Annotated in this window: 18 protein-coding genes; 6 read left to right on the top strand and 12 right to left on the bottom strand. The window is 51.0% G+C overall.

Going from position 1 to position 21,879, the window contains the following annotated elements; translation table 11 throughout:
• Window positions 1–96: 96 nt before the first annotated feature.
• Together ACAW75_RS09120 and ACAW75_RS09125 are read right to left on the bottom strand one after the other, a co-directional pair.
• Window positions 97–1,905, bottom strand: coding sequence for a sensor histidine kinase (locus ACAW75_RS09120; protein ID WP_370728384.1), 1,809 nt, complete (start codon window positions 1,903–1,905; stop codon window positions 97–99).
• 68 nt (window positions 1,906–1,973) lie between these two features.
• Complete coding sequence (locus tag ACAW75_RS09125) at window positions 1,974–2,675, bottom strand: SAM-dependent methyltransferase (protein ID WP_370728385.1); 702 nt, start codon at window positions 2,673–2,675, stop codon at window positions 1,974–1,976.
• Window positions 2,676–2,829: 154 nt separating this feature from the next.
• On the opposite strand from ACAW75_RS09125, the gene ACAW75_RS09130 reads away from it, so the two are divergent.
• Genes ACAW75_RS09130 through lptC form a run of 3 tightly spaced genes read left to right on the top strand, consistent with a single transcriptional unit; the run spans window position 2,830 to window position 5,502 of the window.
• Window positions 2,830–3,570 (top strand): type III pantothenate kinase, encoded by a 741-nt coding sequence (locus tag ACAW75_RS09130; protein ID WP_370728386.1) that lies wholly within the window; start codon window positions 2,830–2,832, stop codon window positions 3,568–3,570.
• Between the two features lie 53 nt (window positions 3,571–3,623).
• Entirely contained in the window at window positions 3,624–4,913 is a 1,290-nt protein-coding gene (gene bamG, locus ACAW75_RS09135; protein WP_370728387.1) for a BamG family beta-barrel-assembly machinery protein, read from the top strand.
• Between the two features lie 4 nt (window positions 4,914–4,917).
• Complete coding sequence (gene lptC, locus ACAW75_RS09140) at window positions 4,918–5,502, top strand: LPS export ABC transporter periplasmic protein LptC (RefSeq protein WP_370728388.1); 585 nt, start codon at window positions 4,918–4,920, stop codon at window positions 5,500–5,502.
• 9 nt (window positions 5,503–5,511) lie between these two features.
• Here lptC and ACAW75_RS09145 read toward each other — a convergent pair whose 3' ends face one another.
• The 10 genes from ACAW75_RS09145 to ACAW75_RS09190 form a co-directional block, all read right to left on the bottom strand.
• Window positions 5,512–5,961: a c-type cytochrome gene (locus ACAW75_RS09145; RefSeq protein WP_370728389.1), complete on the bottom strand. Its 450-nt coding sequence runs from the start codon at window positions 5,959–5,961 to the stop codon at window positions 5,512–5,514.
• A 39-nt stretch (window positions 5,962–6,000) separates the two neighbouring features.
• On the bottom strand, window positions 6,001–6,639 hold the full coding sequence (locus ACAW75_RS09150) for an SCO family protein (RefSeq protein WP_370728390.1): 639 nt from the start codon (window positions 6,637–6,639) through the stop codon (window positions 6,001–6,003).
• 7 nt (window positions 6,640–6,646) lie between these two features.
• Complete coding sequence (locus tag ACAW75_RS09155) at window positions 6,647–7,126, bottom strand: viral A-type inclusion protein (RefSeq protein ID WP_370728391.1); 480 nt, start codon at window positions 7,124–7,126, stop codon at window positions 6,647–6,649.
• Between the two features lie 60 nt (window positions 7,127–7,186).
• Window positions 7,187–8,851, bottom strand: coding sequence for a DNA repair protein RecN (gene recN / locus ACAW75_RS09160; RefSeq protein ID WP_370728392.1), 1,665 nt, complete (start codon window positions 8,849–8,851; stop codon window positions 7,187–7,189).
• Window positions 8,852–8,989: 138 nt separating this feature from the next.
• Complete coding sequence (gene porD / locus ACAW75_RS09165) at window positions 8,990–9,892, bottom strand: type IX secretion system protein PorD (protein ID WP_502918600.1); 903 nt, start codon at window positions 9,890–9,892, stop codon at window positions 8,990–8,992.
• Between the two features lie 25 nt (window positions 9,893–9,917).
• Complete coding sequence (gene coaBC / locus ACAW75_RS09170) at window positions 9,918–11,120, bottom strand: bifunctional phosphopantothenoylcysteine decarboxylase/phosphopantothenate--cysteine ligase CoaBC (protein WP_370728394.1); 1,203 nt, start codon at window positions 11,118–11,120, stop codon at window positions 9,918–9,920.
• A 99-nt stretch (window positions 11,121–11,219) separates the two neighbouring features.
• Window positions 11,220–11,534, bottom strand: a complete 315-nt coding sequence (locus ACAW75_RS09175; RefSeq protein WP_207329022.1) for a DNA-directed RNA polymerase subunit omega — start codon at window positions 11,532–11,534, stop codon at window positions 11,220–11,222.
• Between the two features lie 5 nt (window positions 11,535–11,539).
• A complete protein-coding gene (locus ACAW75_RS09180) occupies window positions 11,540–12,442 on the bottom strand; it encodes an outer membrane protein assembly factor BamD (protein WP_370728395.1) in 903 nt (300 codons plus the stop codon).
• Between the two features lie 106 nt (window positions 12,443–12,548).
• Window positions 12,549–13,010, bottom strand: a complete 462-nt coding sequence (locus ACAW75_RS09185; RefSeq protein WP_370728396.1) for a T9SS type A sorting domain-containing protein — start codon at window positions 13,008–13,010, stop codon at window positions 12,549–12,551.
• Window positions 13,011–13,289: 279 nt separating this feature from the next.
• Window positions 13,290–15,188, bottom strand: a complete 1,899-nt coding sequence (locus ACAW75_RS09190) for an OstA-like protein (RefSeq protein ID WP_370728397.1) — start codon at window positions 15,186–15,188, stop codon at window positions 13,290–13,292.
• Window positions 15,189–15,227: 39 nt separating this feature from the next.
• Between ACAW75_RS09190 and tilS the strand changes: the two genes are divergently transcribed.
• The 3 genes from tilS (at window position 15,228) to rho (ending at window position 21,867) form a co-directional block, all read left to right on the top strand.
• Window positions 15,228–16,613: a tRNA lysidine(34) synthetase TilS gene (gene tilS, locus ACAW75_RS09195; protein WP_370728398.1), complete on the top strand. Its 1,386-nt coding sequence runs from the start codon at window positions 15,228–15,230 to the stop codon at window positions 16,611–16,613.
• Between the two features lie 123 nt (window positions 16,614–16,736).
• Window positions 16,737–19,028 carry a carboxypeptidase regulatory-like domain-containing protein gene (locus ACAW75_RS09200; protein ID WP_370728399.1) on the top strand — a complete coding sequence of 764 codons (2,292 nt, stop codon included), beginning with the start codon at window positions 16,737–16,739 and terminating at the stop codon, window positions 19,026–19,028.
• Between the two features lie 436 nt (window positions 19,029–19,464).
• On the top strand, window positions 19,465–21,867 hold the full coding sequence (gene rho, locus ACAW75_RS09205) for a transcription termination factor Rho (RefSeq protein ID WP_370728400.1): 2,403 nt from the start codon (window positions 19,465–19,467) through the stop codon (window positions 21,865–21,867).
• The last annotated feature ends 12 nt before the right edge of the window (window positions 21,868–21,879 follow it).

The raw sequence follows: 21,879 nt of genomic DNA on the forward strand, positions 1-21,879 counted from the left end.
ACAAAAGTACGAAATTGACAGCTACCTTACTTAATCCATCCCTTATTGGATTCAGTACAGAACTCATGGCCAGCTGCCACTGCGTTCTTTTTTTAGTTAAGCGCCTATCGGCTCACCAGCTGGAGCTGTCGTTGGGACACACAGCCATACATGGGTCCCATTCCGGTTTTCAACGCGCAGTTCGGCATCGAGTTGGTGACTGAGGTTACGAATCAATTGTTTACCAAACGAGCCATGGGGCGTTTGCCAGATAGCCAAATCCACACCGGGGCCGTTGTCGGCAATTTCCAGCAGCAGATTGTCCTCCCTGGCTTGTAATACTACTGTTAGCGAAGGAGTTGCCACATGCTGGAAGGCGTATTTGAATGAATTGGTCAGCACCTCGTTGATAATCAGTCCCAACGGAATAGCAATGTCGGCTTCTACGGCATCAGCCTCCAGCAACAACTGCAACTCGATCATTCGCGCGGAATAACCATAGGTATTCATCAGCGACTGAACCAGATTGCCAACGTACTCGCGCAGATCAATGGCAGTCAGATCATTGGTCTGATAGAGACGCTGGTGAATCAGCGACATGGCATTGATCCGCTGTTGCCCCTCTCGAAACGCCTGTTTTGTCGGTCCATCTTCCGAACGGTTTGCCTGTAACTCCAACAACCCCGACACAATAGCCAGGTTGTTTTTGGCGCGGTGATGCAACTCTTTCATCAACAGTTGCAATTGATCGGCCTGCCGTTGAATCCGTTTGCTTCCCTCGCTCAGCCGTTTTGACTGATACAGACTGACGCCCAGTAGCGACGATAACAACACAGCGCCAGCGCCCAACCCCGCCAGCTGCCAGGCACGTTGCTTATTTTCTTCGTTCAACTCCTGAATTTGAACCTCTTTTTTCTCAGCTTCATACTTTGCCGACAGTTCCTGGATCTGGCGTTCCTTATCGGCGGTAAACAGCGTATCCTGCTGTGCTCTCGACAACCTGAATTCACGTAAGGCCAGCTGAAAATCCCCTTTTGCTTCGTACAGCTGCGACAGGGATTCGTGAACATCTGACTGAATCGCCAGTCGATCAGCAGTGCGGTTCGACAGTGCAATTGCTTTTTGGGCGTAGTCAATACCGGCATCGAACCGGTTGAGCCCAATCAGGGCACGTGGCATATTGGCATATACCATCATGAGCGCGAAGGTGTCGCGCTGACGGGCGAAATACGAGGCACAAGCTTCATATTGCCGAACGGCGGCGGCGTACTGCTTCAGGTTTTTCCGGGTAATTGCTGTGTTCAGCAAGGCAACGTAGTAACTCCCTTCATCGCCCGCGGCCAGCGAACGCAGGGCGGCTGTATCGGCATACGCCAATGATTGTTCCTGATGGTGAAGTTTCCCTTCCAGAATTGACAGACTGTTGTAGACACTCGCTACGAGCTCTAACTCCGTAGAATGGGCAAGCCGCTGCTCGCTGGCATAATGGAGGGCATCCATCAACGTAGTTCGTGCCTGTGTAAAATCATTATTATCCGTCTGAACCTGCCCAATCCGAAGTTTCATCAGCAGGATATAGTACTTGATCCGGGAGGCATCCGAACCGCTCTGACTAGCCAGTTGGCTGTAGGTGCGTTCGGCCTGCTGAAACCGTTTCAGTGCGGCTGGCCAGTGTCCGGCCACCCATTCCAGCTCGCCCCGCTGCTGGAGCACGTGGTTGATCAGCAAAGCTGACCCTGTTGCAGTGGCTTCTGTCTCGGCCCGTTTCAGGTACGTTAGCCCTTCGTTGTATCTGCCCGACCGGTCGTAGATTATTTTGAGCCCAAGTTTAGCCAGTTGCATCACCCGGGTTGAGTCATTGGTTATGCCAACAATGCGCAGTGAATCTTGCCGGGTAGTTTGTGCCTGAAGGGACAGCGACAGCATGATAAATGAAAGGCAGACTGCCCAGACATAACGTAAGAACATGGTAGGTGGCAACAGAAAAAATGCGGTCAAAATAGCAAAAATATAGTCGGCTTTTTATGTAGATCAGGTGGATTTATCTTCCACTGTTTTACCGTTTTTGTCTGAATCAGTGCGTCGGCGGCTGTTACACTGGCAGCAATACAGAGATGGGTATCGGGTAAGGCCGTTGATAGAAGATCAGCCAGCAGGCCGTTGTTCCGGTAGGGCGTTTCCATAAAGATCTGGGTTTGCTGGCGCTTCCGGGCGTCTGTTTCCAACTGCTTTACCGTGCGGCTACGCTCTGCCCGGTCGATAGGCAGGTAGCCATGAAACACAAATGATTGACCACTCATGCCCGACGCCATTAATGCCAATAAAATGGAGGATGGCCCAACCAGGGGCTCAACCCGAAACCCCAGCTGATGCGCCAGCCTAACAGCCACTGCGCCAGGATCGGCTACGCCGGGACAACCTGCTTCCGACAGCACGCCGGCATCCCGGTGCTGGGCAAGCAGGTCAGTCAGTTGCCGTTTAGTGTCCGCTTCGGGCGTATCTTTATGCAGCTCAAAGAAGGTAGTTTCATCGATGACACGGCCGGTACGCAGGCTACTGATAAACCGGCGGGCTGTGCGCACTTCCTCAACGAAAAAACAATCCAGGCGCGTGATTGCCTCACTGATTGGCGGCGTAAGCACCTGTTGTGTTGTATCGGGTGCCAGTGGCGTTGGAATCAAAAAAAGTGTTGGCATATGTTTCACAAAGTTTGTTAAAAAAGATCGTTGACTGGCATACATCAACGTTCTAAATGTGCCCCGCTTCCTAACCTTTTTTGGCGTCCTTCTTGGCAGGTTGCGGAGACACAGCAACTCAGTAGAAACAAAACAGCTTGATTAGCTTTACACCATGAACCTTGTCATTGACTGGGGAAACACGCGCATTAAAACGGGCTGGTTTACCAGCGGCACCCTGCTTAAAACGGTTACCTATGAATCGGCAACCGACCTGCGGGCAGCCTTATCGCCCGAGCCTCCTCAATACGTAATTGCTTCGTCGACCAGCCGCCCAGCCAGTGAGTTGCGGTACTTGTTAGACGACTTCGATGGCGGCGCTAACTGGCTGTTATTCAGCGCTGAATCTTCTATTCCGATACAGAACAACTACCAGACACCCCATACATTAGGTGCCGATCGGCTGGCGGCGGCGGTGGGCGCATCGGCCCTGTTTCCCGGCCAAAACTGCCTTATTCTGGATCTGGGTACGTGCATCACGGCCGATTTCGTATCGGCAGACAACACCTTTCAGGGGGGGCTCATTTCGCCGGGATTACAGATGCGGCTACAGGCTATGCACACCTTCACGGCCCGACTGCCCCTGCTCAACAACGTACCTGATCAGGGCAACTGGCCTTCGCTTACAGCTCGGTCTACCAGTGAGGCCCTGTTGAGCGGTGCCCTGAATGGTATGGCCTTTGAACTGGCAGGAATCATCGCTGATTATGACAACCAATGCGATGATCTCCGGGTCATTGTGTGCGGAGGTGATGGTCCATTGTTCATAAACCGCCTGAAACCGGGTATATTTGCAGTTCCAGAGTTGGTATTGCAAGGCTTAAACCGCATTCTGTTGGCACATGTCCAACGGTAATGCCCCGTTTTCACTAGTTCGTCTAAACCAACTGGCATCTGACACGTTTTTTTGTGAAAAAGTTATTTCTACTGGCTGCTGGCATTTGCCTGCTGGCCCCTTCTACAGTATTACGGGCGCAGGGCCTGGGCAACTCCCCGTATTCAGCCCTGGGGCTTGGCGAAATTTTGCCCTCTGCCAACATTGCCAATATTGGTATGGGTGGCGTAGGGGTTAGTTATGCGAGTCCCTTTTACCTCAATAGTCAGAATCCGGCGCTGTTGGCTCGCCGTACACGGTTCACCATTTTTGAGATTGGTTTACTGGGCCAGCAAAAAACCATTAGTCAACTGGTGCAGAATGCACCGCTCGTTCAACGCGACTTTGGGGCTAACCTTAGCTACCTGGCCCTGTCGTTTCCCCTATCTCCGCGCTGGAACACGTCGATCAGTCTTCGCCCCTACAGTTATGTAGACTACAAGACCCGGACGTACGGTAAGATAGCCGGAACCATCTACGAAACGCAATACGATTATAGCGGTAAAGGAGCCATCAACCGGGCATCGATCAGTAATGGTTTCCGGGTTGGCAAGAACATTTACCTCGGTGCCGACGCCTCGTTCCTTTTTGGAAACATTGCGGCAAATTCAGACGCACAGGTGCTGATCAATTCATCATCTGACCTGATCACATCCAGGGTGAACCGGGTGAACTACAGTGATATCGTCTGGAATTTAGGGGCCGCCTGGCGACCAACACTCGGAAAGGACTATGCCCTGAATATAGGTGCCACCTTTGCGCCCTCGTCAAACTTAAGCGGTTCTGAAACAGATGTTTATCAGCAGGTGTCGGCCAGTGGCGGTACTGTCGTTTCTGGTAGCGACACGCTTCGTTCCAACACATCGGGTCATGTACCACTGCCCCAGCATATTCAGTTTGGTATTACCCTGGAGAAAGGCAATCAGTTGGCTATAGGCATTGAAGCAGGTATGCAGTCGTGGAGTCAATTCAGAACGATCACCGATCAGCCGGGAAACCTGCGCGACGCTTTCCACTCCTCTATCGGGGTCGAATACACGCCTCGACCCACGGGCACCCATTACTATAACTTCATCACCTACCGGGCTGGCTTCCAGTACAACCAGCTTCCATACCAGGTCGAAGGCGTACAGTTAAAAGATGTAAACGGTAGCCTTGGTCTGTCGCTCCCCGTGGGATCAGCGGCGGTTAACCACATCAACTTTGCCATTGTTGGCGGCCAGCGGGGCGTTTTGACAGGCACGCAGATTCGGGAGAAATACGTCAGAATAGCAGTCGGTTTCTCATTGAATGACTGGTGGTTCCGTAAGTCGGTAATCGATTAGGAAAATGCGTAACGAACGTTCAGTGCAGCGTATCTCGTCTCGTCGGTTTTTCGGGCAGTTTCTCTTCATTACGTTTACCGTGTGCGCCCTGTTTGCCTGTGAAGAAGACAAGAAACCCGCTAAGTCTGTGCCGTATACTGGCCCAATTGAAGAAATCAACAACGTAAAACTGTTGTATAGCGAAGCCGCCCTGATGCGGGTAAAGCTCACCACGGCGCGGCAGTTACGCTTTGTAAATGATGACCGTAAATACCCTAACGAGGTGTTTGTCGACTTCTACGATCCAACTGGTAGTCAGATCGTTACGACCTTGCGCTCAGACTCCGGCAAATATGACAAGGCAAAAGATCTGTACACGGTCATGGGGCACGTAGTGGTGATCAACAAAGCCAAACAGGAAAAGCTACAGACGAATCTGCTTAACTGGAACCCCAACACCAAGAAAGTCTTTACCGAGAAACGGGTAGTTGTATCGAGCCAGCTTACTGGTGAACGGCTGTATGGGTTAGGGCTCGACGCCAACCAGGATTTTTCGCGCTATTCCATTCGTAAGCCTACCGGCGTCTTTAACCTGGAGGGTGGCCTCTAAGGGCGTAAACTAGTTGGTCGGCCCGGTACATTTTTTCAGCAGGGCCTCGGCCTCTTTGCCCGTTACAAGTCGCTGATCGCCGCCCCACTGGCTATAAATGTAGGTAGTGATTTCCGCTATCTCGAGCGCACTAAGCTGCAACTGGGGTGGCATCACCCGATTATAGACTTTTCCATTTACTGTGATTGGCCCCTGCTGCCCATACCGGATTGAGCAAACTACCGCGTTTTTATTGGCTTTCAGATAATCTGAATTAGCCAGAGGCGGATACAGCCCAGCCAGTCCGGCGCCATCTGCCTGATGGCAGTTCGCACAGTTTCGACGATACAACAGAATCCCTTCAGTAATATATTTCTGCCGTTTCGTTTCCTCCTCAGTCTGGCAGGAAAGAAGAGCAACAGATACGCTACAGATAGCAAAGCAATAGCGAAGAAATGACTGGTTTAATAGGGTTGGCATAGTTGGTGAATGGGGTCGAAGGCCCTACAAAGGACGCTCCTAGTTGTATTCGGCTAACAGCCTGTCCATATCTGCCATCAATTTATCGACGCCTGTTTCTGTGGTGCCATCGTAAATACCCCGGATATGGCGGGCTTTATCGACCAGGATGAATGCACCGCTGTGGACAACACCGCCAGGGGCTGATGAATCAGCCTGCGCAGTCACCATATAACTGCTCTGTCCAATATCATAGATCTTGTCGCGGTCGCCAGTTACGAACAGCCAGTTTTTGCCGGTTACGCCTAGCTCTGTAGCAAACTCTTTCAATACAGGTACCGAGTCGTGCGCTGGGTCTATTGTATGCGACAATAGCAGCACATCAGGGTTTTTGTTGAACCGTTCATATACCCGTTTCAACTGCGTCTTCATCTTCGGGCAAATGGTGGGGCACGAGGTAAAGAAGAAGTCAGCGACGTAAATTTTACCAGCCAGTGTGGCTGCCGTCACTGTATCGCCATCCTGACTGACAAACTTAAAATCAGGAATAGTATGATCGATTGAATCAGTAACGGTCTTGCCGTCGATTCGCTTGGTTACGAGTTGACGTTCGCCTAAAATGGGGAGCTTTTCAGACTGTGTACAGCTTGTAAAGCTTATCACCAGACCAGTCAGGACTGTGCCTATCAGCGTACGCATCACTCGGTTATTGCTTGAGGTAGGTCTGTGCCTGCTTGATACTCTGGTTGATCTTAGACTTTGCATCGTTGATGAGTTTCTTTTGTTCTGCCAGATAACGCAGTGCATCGGCTTCGGGCAGTTTCTTCAGGGTATCGCCATTGTACTGATCCATCCAGCTCATCATTGAGCTATCTGCCTCTGTGAGACGGCGCACCAGCAGACGTACCTGGGCTTTTTGCTCATCGACTCGAACCGTTTCTGTGGGCGTACCCTGCATACTATCTAAAGCGGTCAGTTTTCCATTCAGTTCCTTTTTCAGCTTCATGATATTATCGATACGCGGCATTACCTCATCATGGGCATCCATGACCTCTTTTTCAGCTTTGCCAATGGGTGTATTTGCCTCGTCCATCGCCATATCATGGCCTTCGTGACCGCTTTTCTCTTTCGTGCCACAAGCCATCAGAGTGGCTATCAGGCTAGTGATCAGGATTACCTGTTTCATTGTTATGTATGTAGCTACTTAGGATTGATCAATAGTAAACACCTGTAAATCAGCGCATCATTAAGCGGTTGCGTTTTGCTCAAGAATTTCCCGGGCGCTGCTTACGGCGCTCGGCGACGGTGACTTACCACCGATCATCTGGGCAATTTCCTGAACGCGCTCCTCAAATGACAGTTTACGCACCCGGCTTACTGTTTTTGCCGCCGAATGGTCTTTGTACACATAATAATGAGCCATTCCCTGAGCAGCAATCTGTGGCAAGTGAGTGATGGAAATAAGCTGGTGCGTATGGGCCATGTCGCGCATCATTTGCCCCATCTTAATGGCAATCTCGCCGGAAACGCCGGTGTCGATCTCATCAAAAATGATCGTTGGCAGCGACCGTTTACTGGCCAGAATGTACTTAATAGCCATCATAAGCCGTGAAAACTCACCACCCGATGCTACGTTTTTAAGCTGCTGCGGTTTAACTCCCTTGTTGGCACTGAACTGAAACGACACCGTGTCGATGCCCGTCGGTGTAGGCCGACCGCGCTCGGCTTGAATCTGCAACGAAGCATTGGGCATGCCTAAGTCGTTCAGAAGCCCCTTGATCTCTTTTTCGATTGGCTTTAAAACGGCCAAGCGTGCTTTGGAGAGCGCTTCGGCGCTAACGTTCATTTTCTTCTGAGCAGCCTCGGCCTTCGCCTTCGCTTTCTCAATTTCCTCGTCAAGGTTCAACACCTTGCTTACTTTCTGCTCCAATTCATTCCGTAAGGCAATCAACGTACCTACGTCTTTAGCCTGGTGTTTGGTCTGGAGCTGATAGAGCAGGTTTAGTCGCTCACGTACCGCATCGGTACGCGTATCGTCCATCTCTACTGCCTCCTGTTCCGTGTTGATCTCATCGGCCAGATCTCGTAGCTCAATCAGCGCACTTTGCGCCCGCTCGTGTAGCGGCCGGTACGTATCAGCTACTTTCGTTATCTGGTTCAGGCAGCCAACGGCGCTTTTCAGCAACGCGACTACCGACTGTTCGGGATTATCCAGGTACTCAGAGGCAAGCAGTAATCGTTCTTTTATTTCTCCCGCATTCTCAAGCACGTTCAGCTCCTGCTCCAATGTATCCTGTTCGTCGGCTTGCAGATTGGCTTTGGCCAGCTCTTCGTACAGGAAATTATTATAGTCGAATTCACGCCGCATAGCGCCGGCTTCATTCAGCAGATGATCGTACACCGTTTGCCGCTCACGATATGTCTGATAATCGGCGCGGTAAGCCCTTAACCGATCGTCGTCCTGCGCGTAGGTGTCCACAATTTGCAGTTGGTACTCATTCGAGCCCAGCAATACTGAATCATGTTGCGAATGGATATCCATGAGCTGACTGGTCACGCGGCGCATGGTCTCGAGGTTCACCGGAGTGTCGTTCACGAAGGCCCGTGATTTTCCAGCCGGGCTGATCTCACGCCGCACGATGCACGTAGGCGCAAAATCAAGTTCTTCCTCCTCAAAAATGGTTTCGATAACGTACCCAGCCACATCAAACGACCCCTCGATGATACATTTTACCGAAGGGTCATAAAGAACGCGAGTATCGGCCCGATTGCCTAAAAGCAATCCGATAGCGCCCAGCATAATGGATTTACCCGCCCCTGTTTCGCCCGTAATTATGTTCAGGGCGTGATCAGGTGCCATTTCCAGTTGGTCAATCAGCGCGTAATTCTTAATCAATAAGTGCGATAGCATACGAAATAAGAAACAATCAGCCGGGATAAAAAAGTTGGCGAAATTAGTCTGCAGTTTTCCGTCTTCTGGTGTTCCGTTCCAAGTAAGCACTGTGAGGCAGCAGCGCAACAGAAGACAGTAAACGGTAAACAGTAAACATCAATTCAACAGTCTCCTGTAATTCTCTGTTTTCCCGGGATCTAAAAATGAGAGTAAGTCGAACGCTCGCTTACGTTCATCACGAGTCCCCTCGGCCATAATGTTCAGTAGCTCATCCGATTTGGCATCGAAGAAGGAGTTGAGCAAGACGGCGCCGGGCTTCTGCAAGGTAATCTGCCGGATGCTCGTCAGCAAATCCATGGTGTATTTCCGAACTTGAACGGGATTACTGGCAAAGGCGTCGAGGCCAAGCCGATGATAGGTATAGAAGCCGTCTCGGAACGGGATTACTTGCTGATTTTGAAGGTTTTCGACTAGCCAGTACCGATTGCGGCGGCTGTTGTCCTGCGCCGACCAGGCTCCGTTATCCGACACCGTTTGTGCAACGTTCACAATCTGAAACGCCCGTTGAATATACACGTTCCCGCCTTGGCGGGAAAAGGAATCGTAGTCGACAGCCAGGATCACATTGGCATAAAAAGCCAGCGCCTGGGTCAGTTCGTCAGAATACTGATTTTCCCGGTAGAAGAACGGCTGGGATGGAAGCCAGCTGAAATCAAAATTGCGGTCAACGAAACTCAACGTTGTGGTCTGGTAATTGGTACCATACACCGGACGAGATACGCTTAACTGAGCGTTCCCTTTAAACACCCCAACCGCCGTTGATTGAATAAGGTTGATCGTCAGCGTGCAGTTGATCTTTTCGGCCGCTGCAAACTGATCGGTCGACCAGCGTCGGTTATTGATAAACTCAGAAATAACACTTCTCAACTGGTTGAAATAAGTCAGATCCGTCTTTTGGGCAGCCGCCAGCTGATCGGTGTTTAACGTAACCGTACAGTTCAGCTCCTGAGCCTGTAGGCGGCCAATTGACCCAGTCAACAAACTGATTAACAACAACATACGTATCTTACCCCAGCGCATTGACTTACAGGTTTTGTGTGATGATCGATAGCAGGTCGGCAGCTACTTCGTCCTTCGATTTTAAGCTAAATTCGGTAACGACTTCCTGCCTATCCATAACGGTTATTTTGTTAGTGTCGTGCCCAAAACCGGCGCCCGAATCCCGTAACGAATTCAGGACAATCCAGTCTAAATTCTTACGATGGAGCTTGCTCAACGCATTTTCCAGCTCATTGTTCGTCTCCAGCGCGAAACCCATTAACAACTGGTCAGCGCGCTTTTTCGCCCCCAGTGTAGCGGCAATATCAACGGTTTTAGTGAGCTCAACAGTAAACTGGGCCTCTTTCTTTTTTATCTTTTCCAGCGCCGGATAAGCCGGTGTGTAATCTGCCACCGCCGCGTTTAGAATGGTTATATCAGCCTCAGCAAACGCAGCCGAAGCGGCTTCAAACATCTCCTGCGCAGAGCGCACATCGATTCGCTGTATAGTCGGTTCAGGCGTTTTCAGGTACGTTGGCCCGCAGACGAGCGTAACCTGGGCACCCGCCAGCGCAAAAGCGCGAGCCAACGCAAAACCCATCTTGCCGGTCGAATGATTGCTAATGTACCGGACCGGATCGATCGCTTCCTGGGTGGGGCCGGCGGTGATGAGCACCTGCTTACCTGTCACTGCTTCCTGCCGACTAAAATACCGTTCCAGAATCTGCACGATCGTTTCTGGCTCAGCCAGTCGCCCCTCGCCTACCAGCCCACTCGCCAGTTCGCCATGTTCGGCCCGGATGATGTGGTTGCCAAAACGCTTCAATCTGGCCAAATTCTCAAGCGTGGCGGGGTGTTGATACATATCCAGGTCCATGGCTGGCGCGATAAACACCGGGCACTTCGCCGACAGGTACGTTGCCGACAGTAAATCGTCGCAGAGGGCGGTGGCGCAACGGGCCAATGTCCGGGCCGAGGCTGGCGCAATGACGAGCGCATCAGCCCAAAGACCCAGGTCGACGTGGTTGTTCCAGACGTCGTTCGCATCGGCCACGAAGGTCGAAAGCGCCGGTCGCTTAGACAGTGTAGCCAGCGTCAAGGGCGTAATGAATGTCTTGGCCGACTCGGTCATGATCACCTGCACCTCGGCCCCTGTTTTCACCAACAGGCGAATCAGTATCGCTGCCTTGTAGGCAGCGATACTACCAGACACACCCAGAATAATTCGTTTACCTCGCAGGGGTTCCATAGGCAGCAAAAATCCCACGTGAAGCACAAAGATGTACAGAGTTTGTGCAAACTCCGTGCCTTTGCTCCCTCACGTGGGATAAGGTGTTAAACGGGCAGGCTATTTCTCTTCGCCTTCTTCTGGATACCGGAAATAAACTTTACCAGCCAAAAACTCGTCGGTTGCCAACGTAGTAGGCTTAGGCATTCGCTCATAGAACTTCGAGATTTCGATCTGCTCGCGGTTCTCAAACACCTCTTCAAGATTATCAACGGCCGAAACGAACTCCGACAGTTTGTTGCTTAGCTCCTCTTTGTTCTTGGTCGAGATCTGACGCGCCCGCTTCGAGATGATCGAAACCGACTCGTATAGATTGCCTGTCATTGCCGCAATTTTGTCGGTATCGCGTGTGATAATTGACGGATTTGATGCCATAGTGTTTATTTGTTTGCCGAGGTTACTTTCGCCGGGGCGTTGGGATTCGGCTGTAATTGCTTTTTAAGTTCTTCGCGCGCTTTTTCTTCTTTGGCAATGCGATCCAGCTCTTTCATGCTGCCTTCAAGCATCTTTTCGGCCTGCTTTAGATACTTGCTCGAAGGATATTTTTCCTGAAACGACTTGTAAAACGCCACTGCTTCCTGAAAACGTTCCTTCTGCTTGGTATCCAGCGAGTTTTTAGCCAGATTATACTCCGCGTCTACTTTGAGAAAGGCCAGTTCTTCGTTGTATTCTGAATCAGGGAATTCCCGCTGAAAATTGTTGATCGATACAACCGACGATTTGTAGTTAGCAATACTGAAGCCACTTACTTTATAGTATTGTTTGGCTCGTTCGTATGCCTTTCTTTCCAGTTTCTTCCGTAGGTTCAGAATCAATTCCGTACAGTCTTTTACATGCTCGCTGTCTGGGTTCGTATTGACAAAGTCCTGTAGAGCCGACATCGCCGTAATGGTGTTCGACTGATCCAGATTGAAACCAGGTGTCGCTTTATACAGCGAGAGCGCATACATATACATTGCATCTGGTGCGAACTCGCTGCGGGCAAACGTTTCATAAAAACGCTTAAAAAGCTGAGCAGCAGGCTCATACAATGACTGGTTGTACTGCGTATAGGCGTAATTGAACTGCGAAATCTCCTGTTCTGAACTACCTTTTAGTTTAGGAATAATTTCCTCAAATAATAAACCTGCCCGGTACCAGTCCTTCTTTTCGTAGTACTTCAGGGCAGCCTTGTACTTCTGATCATCGGTACCACTCTTCTGTAGTTTAGCAAAGTCGCTACACGCCGATAAACCGAGCACGAAGAGGCTAACAATCAGGATAAAAAAACGACGGTTTCGCATAAGGTCGCAAATATACAAAAAATAATGGCTACACCCTTTCAACGAAGAGGTAGCCAATCTGGTGCGCCAGTACCGGCGACTTAACAATCCTTAACAAGATAACCGCTTATTGATGTTTGACGAGCAATTTTTTGGTCGCCACCTTTACACCCTCGATGGAAAGCTGGTAGAAATAATAACCGGTAGGCAGGTCACGGGTCTGCAACCGAACCTTGCGTTCATTACGATCCAGGGTATACTCTGCCACAGGGGCGCCGAGGATGTTCAATAACGTGATCGACGCATTACCAACAGTATTGTTCATCACGTAATCTATTTCAGCCACGTCGTGCGCCGGGTTTGGGTAGATATTCGACACCGTTAGCCGATCGCTACTATACATGCGCTCGTCGATATGAACGGCTTCTTCTGATGATCGTTCGCTTATAGCGCCCGATACAATTCCTTCGGCGGCTCCTGATGGGCGGCTGGCAGGCGCTTTGGTCGTCGCCGTTGGCGTGGCAATTAGCAAGGACCGATAGTAGTCCCGCATGGCCGAGTTTTTACCCTGAGAAAATAAATAATCCATCGTCGACATAGGACGCGACAACGGTAGCAATACACGTTGGGGTTTGCTACTGGCAACTGCCGTCGGGGTATTTTTTCTGCCCAGCTCAAGCCGACTCCGTCCGGGCACTTGTGCCCTCACGGAAGTAGCCAACAGTAGGCCGATTAAACACCCATATAAACGTAAAGAATCTCCCATTCCTGAAAATCAATGCATTAGCTTTATCTGACACAAACGTAAGTAAGCAAAAAGACAAAGTCAACGTGATAAAAAGTAAAAAATTGTTAATTACACTGCGATTTACTTCTTCTGACCCGGTTTGTTAACCAATGGTTTAAAATTAGCGTCAAATTTAATGCCGCTTTTATCCAATGGTGAATTAGCACCGGTCGACAAAATTGGTGGTTTTGTCGCTGTAGATGCAGTGGGGGCCGTTACCGTTGCCTGCTGGGGTAATAAAGATTTATTTGCTGGCCCTACAGACGTGCCAATCACTTGCTCTTTTGTTGGTTTTTCACTCACTCGCCAGCGAAATCCGTCCAGTTTTTTCTTCTCTTCAGTAAGCAATTTAGGGGGCGTTAACGCCCCATCCGGACTACCATAGAAGCGAATATTCCCCACTCTTCCTTTTTTGAAATCGATCGTCATTTTGCTACAGTCGACCCGATTCATTCCCGTAAAGACGTTCTTTTCATCTACTACGTAATAAATGCTCTGACCGTTGCCCTCAACCACAACTCTATTCAATTCTGTTTTATCTTCTACTTTGATTGGCCCGGCTACAGCTGTCGTTGTCTGGGGCGGGATGGTCACTTTGGTCGGGGCTGTACGCGTTGTTTTGCCGCGCAGACGGGCTGTAGCTACGGGTTTGGGCCGGATCGTATCAAGCACATTTTTGAACGAGGCAGTGATAGACCGGCCTTTTATCTGGTTGAAATATTGCAGGGAATCCTGCGAGATAACAAAAGATCGCCCGCGCAACAGCATGGTGTTGATTCGATTATTTTTCAGTTTAGCCGTTAGTGTGTCGGCTTCCATCTGATAGGCCTGACTCCAGACGATCGGCTTTTTGTAAAAGAAAATCGTAGAATCGGAAACGGCATAGACCAGCGAATCGCAGCGGCTTTGCAGGTCAGATTTATAGACCAGCACATTTTTCTGACCAACTAGTTTTCGGGGTCGTTTCTCGGTGCTACCGCTCGGTGTATCGTACGAAAAAAGCGTGTCGGCCCGCATGTACAACGTGTCTTTACTCACCAGCGAACGCACGACCGCATTTCCTGTCACCCGTGAAATACCGACCTTCCCATTGTACCGTCCCTGATCGCCGGTGATGATCGTATTATTTTCTTTTCCAACCAGTACGACATTCCCTTTGGCTATACCTATTTCAGTCTGGTTGTCAAAATCGAGGGTATCGCCGGTAAGTGTGTATTTTTCGGTGTATGCAGTAGCTCGTTTTCGGAAATTAGAAATACGGGTCACGGTATTGTAGGTTCCTTCCTTGGCTACCAGCGTACCGTCTTTATTCACGATCTTAGTGGGTCCCTGAAACGTGGCAATCTTTGTAGCGCTGTTATACAACAATGAATCGGCGGTGAGCGTGGTTTTGGGATTGACCAGCTTCACATTTCGGATAAAGGTGAACTGTTTGAAGCGCGTGTCATAATACCCTTCGTCGCTGGTTAAAACATTGTCTTTATCGACAATCCGACCTTTGTTCGGGTAGTGCGCTATGCCATTGGCCATGTCGTAGTCGAGGCGCGAAGTGGTCAGGGTCATTTTCGTGTCGCGCAGCGATACCCGGTGCAACAACGTTGATGAACGTGTGTTGCCATAGTAGTACATGGTGTCACCCTTTACGGTGATCGTGTCGCCCTGCAGGATTCGTACGTTCCCGTAAGCCTCCACCACATTGGCGGTCGCATTCTGGATAGCCAAATCGCAGAACATTAACGCGCCTTTGTGACTAAGGCGGACGTTCCCAATCAGTCGGCGAGTGGCACTACCAGGCACCTGGCTGACATCCAGCGTGTCAGCGTTCAGAATCCGTACCTGTTCGGTACCTCCTGACGACGTACCTGGGGTCGCTGGCCGGCCAACCTGTGCAAAAGCCGACGTACCCAACAGGAATAGTACGGTAAAGCAGCTGAAAAAAGAGGCTAATGGCCGCGAAAGAATATATTTTTGTCTAGTCAAGTTCATGTACCATTCAGCCTGCAAATCTAACGTACCTACGTGCTACCCGACGGCTTTTTAGCTTTTATTAACGAACACCAGCTCTTTACTTCGGCTGACAAGGTGCTTGTGGCCGTCAGTGGAGGCGTAGATTCTGTGGTCCTGGCTTCGTTGCTGAAAGCGGGCGGCTTTTCATTTGGCATCGCTCATGTCAACTTCGGTCTGCGCGGCACAGATTCTGATGCCGACGCAGCCTTTGTTGAAAACATAGCCCTTTCCTACGGGGTTCCGTTCCACCTGACCCGCTTCGATACGATTGCCGAGGCCTCTCAACAAAATGAATCAACGCAGGTGACCGCCCGTCGGTTACGTTACGACTGGTTTCGGCAACTGCAGCTACAGCATGGATACCTGGCCGTTGCGACAGCGCATCACCTGAACGACGTACTGGAAACCATGTTACTAAACCTGACGCGCGGCACCGGCCTGGCTGGTTTGCGGGGTATGCCCATCCACTCAGATCTAACGTCAACCTGGCCACGCGTAGTCAGGCCGCTTTGGGCAATGCCACGAGCTTCCATTGAGGCCTATGCTCAGGCGTATCTGTTGAACTGGCGGGAAGATTCGTCCAACAGCTCCGATAAGTACAGCCGTAATCAAATTCGCCATCATGTCGTGCCCGTGCTGGAACGGCTCAATCCGGGCCTGATGCAAACCGTGTCACGTTCGTTAAGCCAGCTTCGCTCGGCTGACACGATACTTAAGCACGAGCTTCATACCTCATTTACCCACTGTACACAGCCTGTCGACGAGGGGTTTGTTATTGACGTTGCCAAGCTGAAGGAGTATCCAGAACCGCTTTTTCGACTGGGCGAATGGGTAAAGCCTTACGGTTTTACAACTGATGTGCTGGCTCAGTGCTGGCAAGTGGTCAACCAGGCTGGCAACGTACCTGATCGAACAGGGCAAGTGTTTCTTGCCCCTTCGCATCGGTTATTATACGATCGGGGTAAACTTTGGTTACTCCCTCGACACGCGGATAGTCGTTTGCCCGTGGAGATCCTGGATTGGCCTGAAACGCCTATCGCAGTAGGAACAGATGGTTATTTATCCGTTGGTCGTTTAGGGCGAGACCAATGGGATGGTCAGTGGCCAACCAGTACGTCTATGGCTTTTCTGGATACGGATGCAGCTCCTTTTCCCTGGACAATACGGCGTTGGCAAAACGGCGACCGCTTCAATCCGCTTGGCATGACTGGCTCGCGGTTAGTTAGTGATTTTCTGGCCGACAATAAATTACCCATCCACCAGAGGGAAAGTACCTGGGTACTGGAAAGCAACGGCCGTCTCATTTGGGTACTGGGTTTGCGTCTGTCGAACGTCGCCAGACTGACACAAGCCACTAGCCAACTTATTATTTTACACTGGCAATCGGTCGGGCAGTAAATTATACAGGACAATGAAAACTACGACTTGTTTACAGTGCCACCGCTTCTATTTATTCAGTTTGGCACTTATTTTGTTACTAATGATCAGGGAAACCCATAGTTTTTTTAAACAGATTACCTCATGAACCGATCAACACGGGTTCTGCTACTCATAGCGGGGCTGCTGATAACGTCGCTGACGCTGCATGCACAAAGTGGGCGACTTAAAGCCGCTAACAAGCAGTATGATAACTACAGCTACCTGGCGGCGGTGCGTATGTATGAAGAGTTTTTACGTAGTAAACCAGGCGACGCTACCGAAACCCGGGAAGCAATGACCAAGCTTGGTTTCAGTTACCGTAAACTCCAGGATACGCGCAACGCTGAGCGCGTCTATGGCGAACTGATTGCGAGTTACCCTGATCTGGAAAGTGAGATTTACTTGTATTATGCCCAGGCGCTCGCTTCGAACGGCAAAAGCCGGGAAGCTCAGAAAATGTATAGCCAGTACGGTCAACGGCAAAGTAATGATCTACGTGGCCGAACCGGTACAATTACTTACATGGACTTAAGTCGCTTTTACCTCGACTCCTCGTCCTATCGCATTCAGAATTTACCGATAAACTCCCGGCAAGCCGACTTCAGCCCGATGTATTACAAAAAGGGGCTGGTATTCGTGTCATCACGCGATGAAGGGGGAGCTATCAAGCGTGTTTTCTCCTGGAACCAGACACCTTTTCTGGATCTCTATTCTTTTCCCGACACGAACCAGCTTCGCATTCCTGGCTTCGACCCAGTGGCGCGACCAGCCGGTACGGCTGTTTTAGGTGGTGGAGGCCCTGCGGCTGATCAGTCTGTAGAGATTGAAGCAGAAAACAAGCCGATCTCAAAATCAGAAAAGTTTAGCCGCACACTGAACACAAAATACCATGAAGGGCCGGTCACCTTTACACAGGACCAGAACTTCATTGTCTTTACCCGTAACAATGGCAGCAAAGGCAAATCAGCGAAGAGCAGCGATGGCGTACGGAAACTAAAACTGTATTCGGCCGTTTTTCGGGGCAACAAATGGCACGACGTTGCTGAACTACCGTTCAACAGCAGCGAATATTCAGTAGGTCACCCAGCCTTTGCCCCCGACGATCAACGGCTTTATTTCGTGTCTGACATGCCAGGTGGCTATGGCGGCACCGATCTGTATGTTGTCGAGTTCAGGAACGGCGAGTGGGGTACGCCCGTCAATATGGGCAAAGAGATCAATACGGAAGGCAACGAAATGTTTCCTTACGTTGATTCAGCAGGTAACCTATATTTCGCCTCGGATGGACATGCCGGCCTGGGAGGACTCGATGTCTTCTACGCCGAGATGAAAGATGGCGTTCCCTTCCGTGATGTGCAGAATGTTGGTTACCCGATCAACTCAGAAAAAGATGATTTTGGCCTGATTACTGACAAGGGACGTACCTCTGGTTATTTCAGCAGCAACCGTCGTAAAGGCATCAGCGACGACGACATTTATTCGTTCCGCCGGTCATGTAAGCAACTCAACATCCTTGTGTTCGACGCCAAGAGTGGAGCCCCGCTCAATGCCGCCGATGTACGTATTGTTCGGAATGGCACCAACCAGGATTTAAAGGTAACCAACAACGACGGCAAAACAGACCTATGCCTCGATGTGAACACAGAGTACGAATTTAAAGCGGTCAAAGAAGGTTACGCGCCAAACAGCATTCGCTTCTCGACGTTGACCCAATCGAACAAACCACAGATGAACGTGTCGATTTATCTGGAGAAAAGCGAGAATACGATTGTCCGTGGTGTGATTAAAACAGAGGTCAATCAGAAACCGGCCGAGGGTGTGAAAGTTACCCTGCGTAACGAGAAAGACAAGTCGGAAAAAACGGTCGTGACTGGCCCCGACGGTGGGTATGAATTTGATGTTAAGCCCAACGCACCGTTCACGATCACAGCTCAGAAAGACAAGTACGCCACAAAACGTACCCAGAGCAAAGTTATGAAAGGCAAGAAAACGCAACGTACCCAGATAGACTCACTGGGCCTGTATGGTGAAGGCGATGTGTTCCAGCTCAAGAATATCTACTATGACCTGAACAAGTTCTTTATTCGCCCCGACGCAGCCCGTGAGCTTGATCATGTAGTGGCTATTCTGAAGGAATATCCAACCATGAAAATCGAATTACGGTCGCATACCGATGCCCGGTCAGGCGATGCGTATAACATGCGTTTGTCAGAAAGCCGGGCACGGGCGGCGGTTGACTATATCGCGTCACGCGGTATCAGCCCAAGCCGGCTAACGGCACGCGGCTACGGTGAAAGTGAAATTGTAAATGGCTGTACCGACGGCGTAGACTGCGCCGAAAGTGAACACCAGCAAAACCGACGGACTGAATTTAAGATTTTGGCCGTCAAATAAGACCTTGTGTTGTGAGGTAAGTTCGGAAAGGCGTAGGTTTATTAACCTGCGCTTTTCCATTTTTGGGCCTTTGTGGCTAACAACGTACCTGCTCTATGCGAAGACTGGCCCGTTGGCTAATGGAAACCTTTTCACTTTTTTTGTGTTACGTAATTAATCTAAGGGATTGTTTTATATTTGTACACCTATGATTCAGGGGCGCTGATGGTCAATTCTGCCCCCCGTTTATAGCCTGCAAACCAATACGTTCCCGTTGCAGATTGTGCCGTCCGAGCATCGTACCGGGCGAGGTCGTCCCGGCCAGCTTATTCTCTAGTTCCTGTCGTATATCCTTCAGCGTACATCATCTGTTAGCTGGTCTCAACGGCCACTTTCCCAATTCTCCCTGTGCGTGCTCACTTCGCTCTCCGACAGCAGTCTGCGCTAACCCCTACCTATGTATACTATTGACGATTTAACGTCCAAACTCGTTACAGAGTTACGTGGCCTTGCCGATCAGTTCGGTATTACCGACGCCACCAAGTACCCTAAAAAAGACCTAGTTTATAAAATTTTGGATCAACAATCACGGCAACCCGGCGATGACTCGTCGGCAACAGCAGATACAGCCGCGGCGGCAAATGTAGCCCCTAAGCGTGCGGCACGTGGCCGAAAAACCCAGCCCGACGCAGTACCCAATGATACTATCAACGTTGACGTTGCCCCAACACCTTCGGCAGAGACGCCCGTAGAACAGGCTCCGGTCGCCAGGCCGCGCCAGCAGCGAACCAAGCGTACTACCACTGAATCGGTAGCAGCAGCGGCCCCAGAGCCTGCTACGGCTACGGAACAAGCAGTAGCTGTTCCACTTCCTGAAGCTATTGCAGAGACTCCCGTCAGCGTTCAGCCTGCCCAGTCTACCGAGCCAACTGAGGCCTCGGAGCAGTCAGAAAACAGCCAGGAGCAGCGTCGTGAACCACGCCAGCGCATGGATGGCCATCGCCAGGTCGAGAATCGTCAGGGCAGGCAGGATGACCGGCGCAACCAGTCAGACAATTATCGGACAGACGCTACCCGCCCGGGCCGGCAAGATCAGAATCGTCCTGATCAGCTGAATAGAAACCGCCCGGAACAGGGTCGCCCGGAACAGGGAGATACGCCACGGCGCGACGATTCCCGGCAACGGCTCGATGATCGGCGCAATCAATCAGACCGCCCGCGTGATAATGGAAATGGGTATGGCCGCCCTGACTCAGCAAGGCCAGATGGATCCCGGTACGATACTAACCGACAAGATCGACAACAGGGGAATCAGCCTCAACAACGTAATGATCGGTTTGGTAATCAACAACGTCCTGGTCGGCCCGATCAGGATGCCCGTAACCTGACCCGCCGCGAACTACGTGATTCGTATCGCAGTCAGAACACGAACCCGTCAGCTCCCTCCTTCCAGCAACCCGTACAAAACCGTCGGCCTGCTGTTCGTGATGAGAACGCTACCAATTTCCAACAGGAACCCGACGAGGAATTTCTGACCCCAACGGTTATCTCAGACGAAACGCCTGGCCTTGCCGACGCACCTGAGCAGACAGATCAGGTGCAGCCAGTGGCAGAGGAGCAACAGCCCGATAATGAGGGAGCAGGTCAGGATGGCCAACGTACCCAGTCGCCCCAACCTACTCGCGAACAAACCGAATACTCGAACCGCATTCGGCGGCAATACAATCAGCACGTTCGTGAGTTCGATGGCATCATCGACAACGAAGGTGTGCTGGAAATCATGTCGGATGGCGGCTACGGTTTCATGCGGTCGGCTGACTACAACTACCTGGCCAGCCCCGATGATATTTACGTATCGCCGTCGCAGATCAAGCTGTTTGGCCTGAAAACCGGCGATACCATTAACGGATCGATCCGGCCGCCCAAAGAAGGCGAGAAGTATTTTGCCCTGCTTAAGGTTACGACGGTAAACGGAAAAACGACCGAAGAGATCCGCGACCGGATTCCGTTTGAATACCTGACCCCTCTCTTCCCCGAAGAGCAACTCAAACTCAGCACCCGCCCCGATCAGTTCTCGACTCGGGTGCTCGACCTCTTCGCCCCTATTGGTAAAGGGCAGCGTGGTATGATCGTGGCCCAGCCTAAAACGGGTAAAACGGTCTTGCTAAAAGAGATTGCCAACGCGATCACGAAGAACCACCCCGAAGTGTACCTGCTGATCCTGCTGATCGACGAACGTCCGGAAGAAGTAACGGATATGGCCCGCAGCGTAAACGCTGAAGTCATTTCATCAACCTTCGACGAGCAGGCCGACCGTCATGTGAAAGTAGCGAGCATGGTGCTCGAGAAAGCAAAGCGGATGGTTGAGTGTGGTCACGATGTAGTCATTCTACTCGACTCGATCACCCGCCTGGCACGTGCCTACAATACAGTGGTGCCTTCGTCGGGCAAGATTCTGTCGGGTGGTGTTGATGCCAATGCGCTGCACAAACCCAAGCGGTTTTTCGGGGCGGCGCGTAACGTAGAGCACGGCGGTTCGCTGACAATCATCGCCACCGCCCTGATCGATACCGGATCAAAAATGGATGAAGTGATCTTTGAGGAATTCAAAGGCACTGGCAACATGGAACTCCAGCTAGACCGTCGCCTGGCCAACAAGCGGGTATACCCGGCCGTTGACGTGATGGCATCGGGCACCCGGAAAGAAGACCTGCTGCTCGACCGCGAAACGCTACAACGCGTCTGGATTCTCCGCAAGCACATGTCAGACATGAACCCCGTTGAATCGATGGACTTCCTCCTCGACCGGATGCGCGGCACCCGGAACAACGAAGAATTCCTGATCTCGATGAACCGGTAACGTACCTGCGAA

It is taken from the genome of Fibrella arboris (genome assembly GCF_041321095.1).
In the GTDB taxonomy this organism is placed as follows: domain Bacteria; phylum Bacteroidota; class Bacteroidia; order Cytophagales; family Spirosomataceae; genus Fibrella; species Fibrella arboris.

Coding starts and splice junctions, on each gene's coding strand:
- rho (WP_370728400.1), top strand. CDS start 19,465: ATGTATACTATTGACGATTTAACGTCCAAACTCGTTACAGAGTTACGT.
- ACAW75_RS09125 (WP_370728385.1), bottom strand. CDS start 2,675: ATGCCAACACTTTTTTTGATTCCAACGCCACTGGCACCCGATACAACA.
- ACAW75_RS09175 (WP_207329022.1), bottom strand. CDS start 11,534: ATGGCATCAAATCCGTCAATTATCACACGCGATACCGACAAAATTGCG.
- ACAW75_RS09155 (WP_370728391.1), bottom strand. CDS start 7,126: ATGAAACAGGTAATCCTGATCACTAGCCTGATAGCCACTCTGATGGCT.
- lptC (WP_370728388.1), top strand. CDS start 4,918: ATGCGTAACGAACGTTCAGTGCAGCGTATCTCGTCTCGTCGGTTTTTC.
- ACAW75_RS09150 (WP_370728390.1), bottom strand. CDS start 6,639: ATGCGTACGCTGATAGGCACAGTCCTGACTGGTCTGGTGATAAGCTTT.
- ACAW75_RS09180 (WP_370728395.1), bottom strand. CDS start 12,442: ATGCGAAACCGTCGTTTTTTTATCCTGATTGTTAGCCTCTTCGTGCTC.
- ACAW75_RS09130 (WP_370728386.1), top strand. CDS start 2,830: ATGAACCTTGTCATTGACTGGGGAAACACGCGCATTAAAACGGGCTGG.
- ACAW75_RS09120 (WP_370728384.1), bottom strand. CDS start 1,905: ATGCTGTCGCTGTCCCTTCAGGCACAAACTACCCGGCAAGATTCACTG.
- porD (WP_502918600.1), bottom strand. CDS start 9,892: ATGTTGTTGTTAATCAGTTTGTTGACTGGGTCAATTGGCCGCCTACAG.
- ACAW75_RS09200 (WP_370728399.1), top strand. CDS start 16,737: ATGAACCGATCAACACGGGTTCTGCTACTCATAGCGGGGCTGCTGATA.
- ACAW75_RS09185 (WP_370728396.1), bottom strand. CDS start 13,010: ATGGATTATTTATTTTCTCAGGGTAAAAACTCGGCCATGCGGGACTAC.
- ACAW75_RS09145 (WP_370728389.1), bottom strand. CDS start 5,961: ATGCCAACCCTATTAAACCAGTCATTTCTTCGCTATTGCTTTGCTATC.
- coaBC (WP_370728394.1), bottom strand. CDS start 11,120: ATGGAACCCCTGCGAGGTAAACGAATTATTCTGGGTGTGTCTGGTAGT.
- recN (WP_370728392.1), bottom strand. CDS start 8,851: ATGCTATCGCACTTATTGATTAAGAATTACGCGCTGATTGACCAACTG.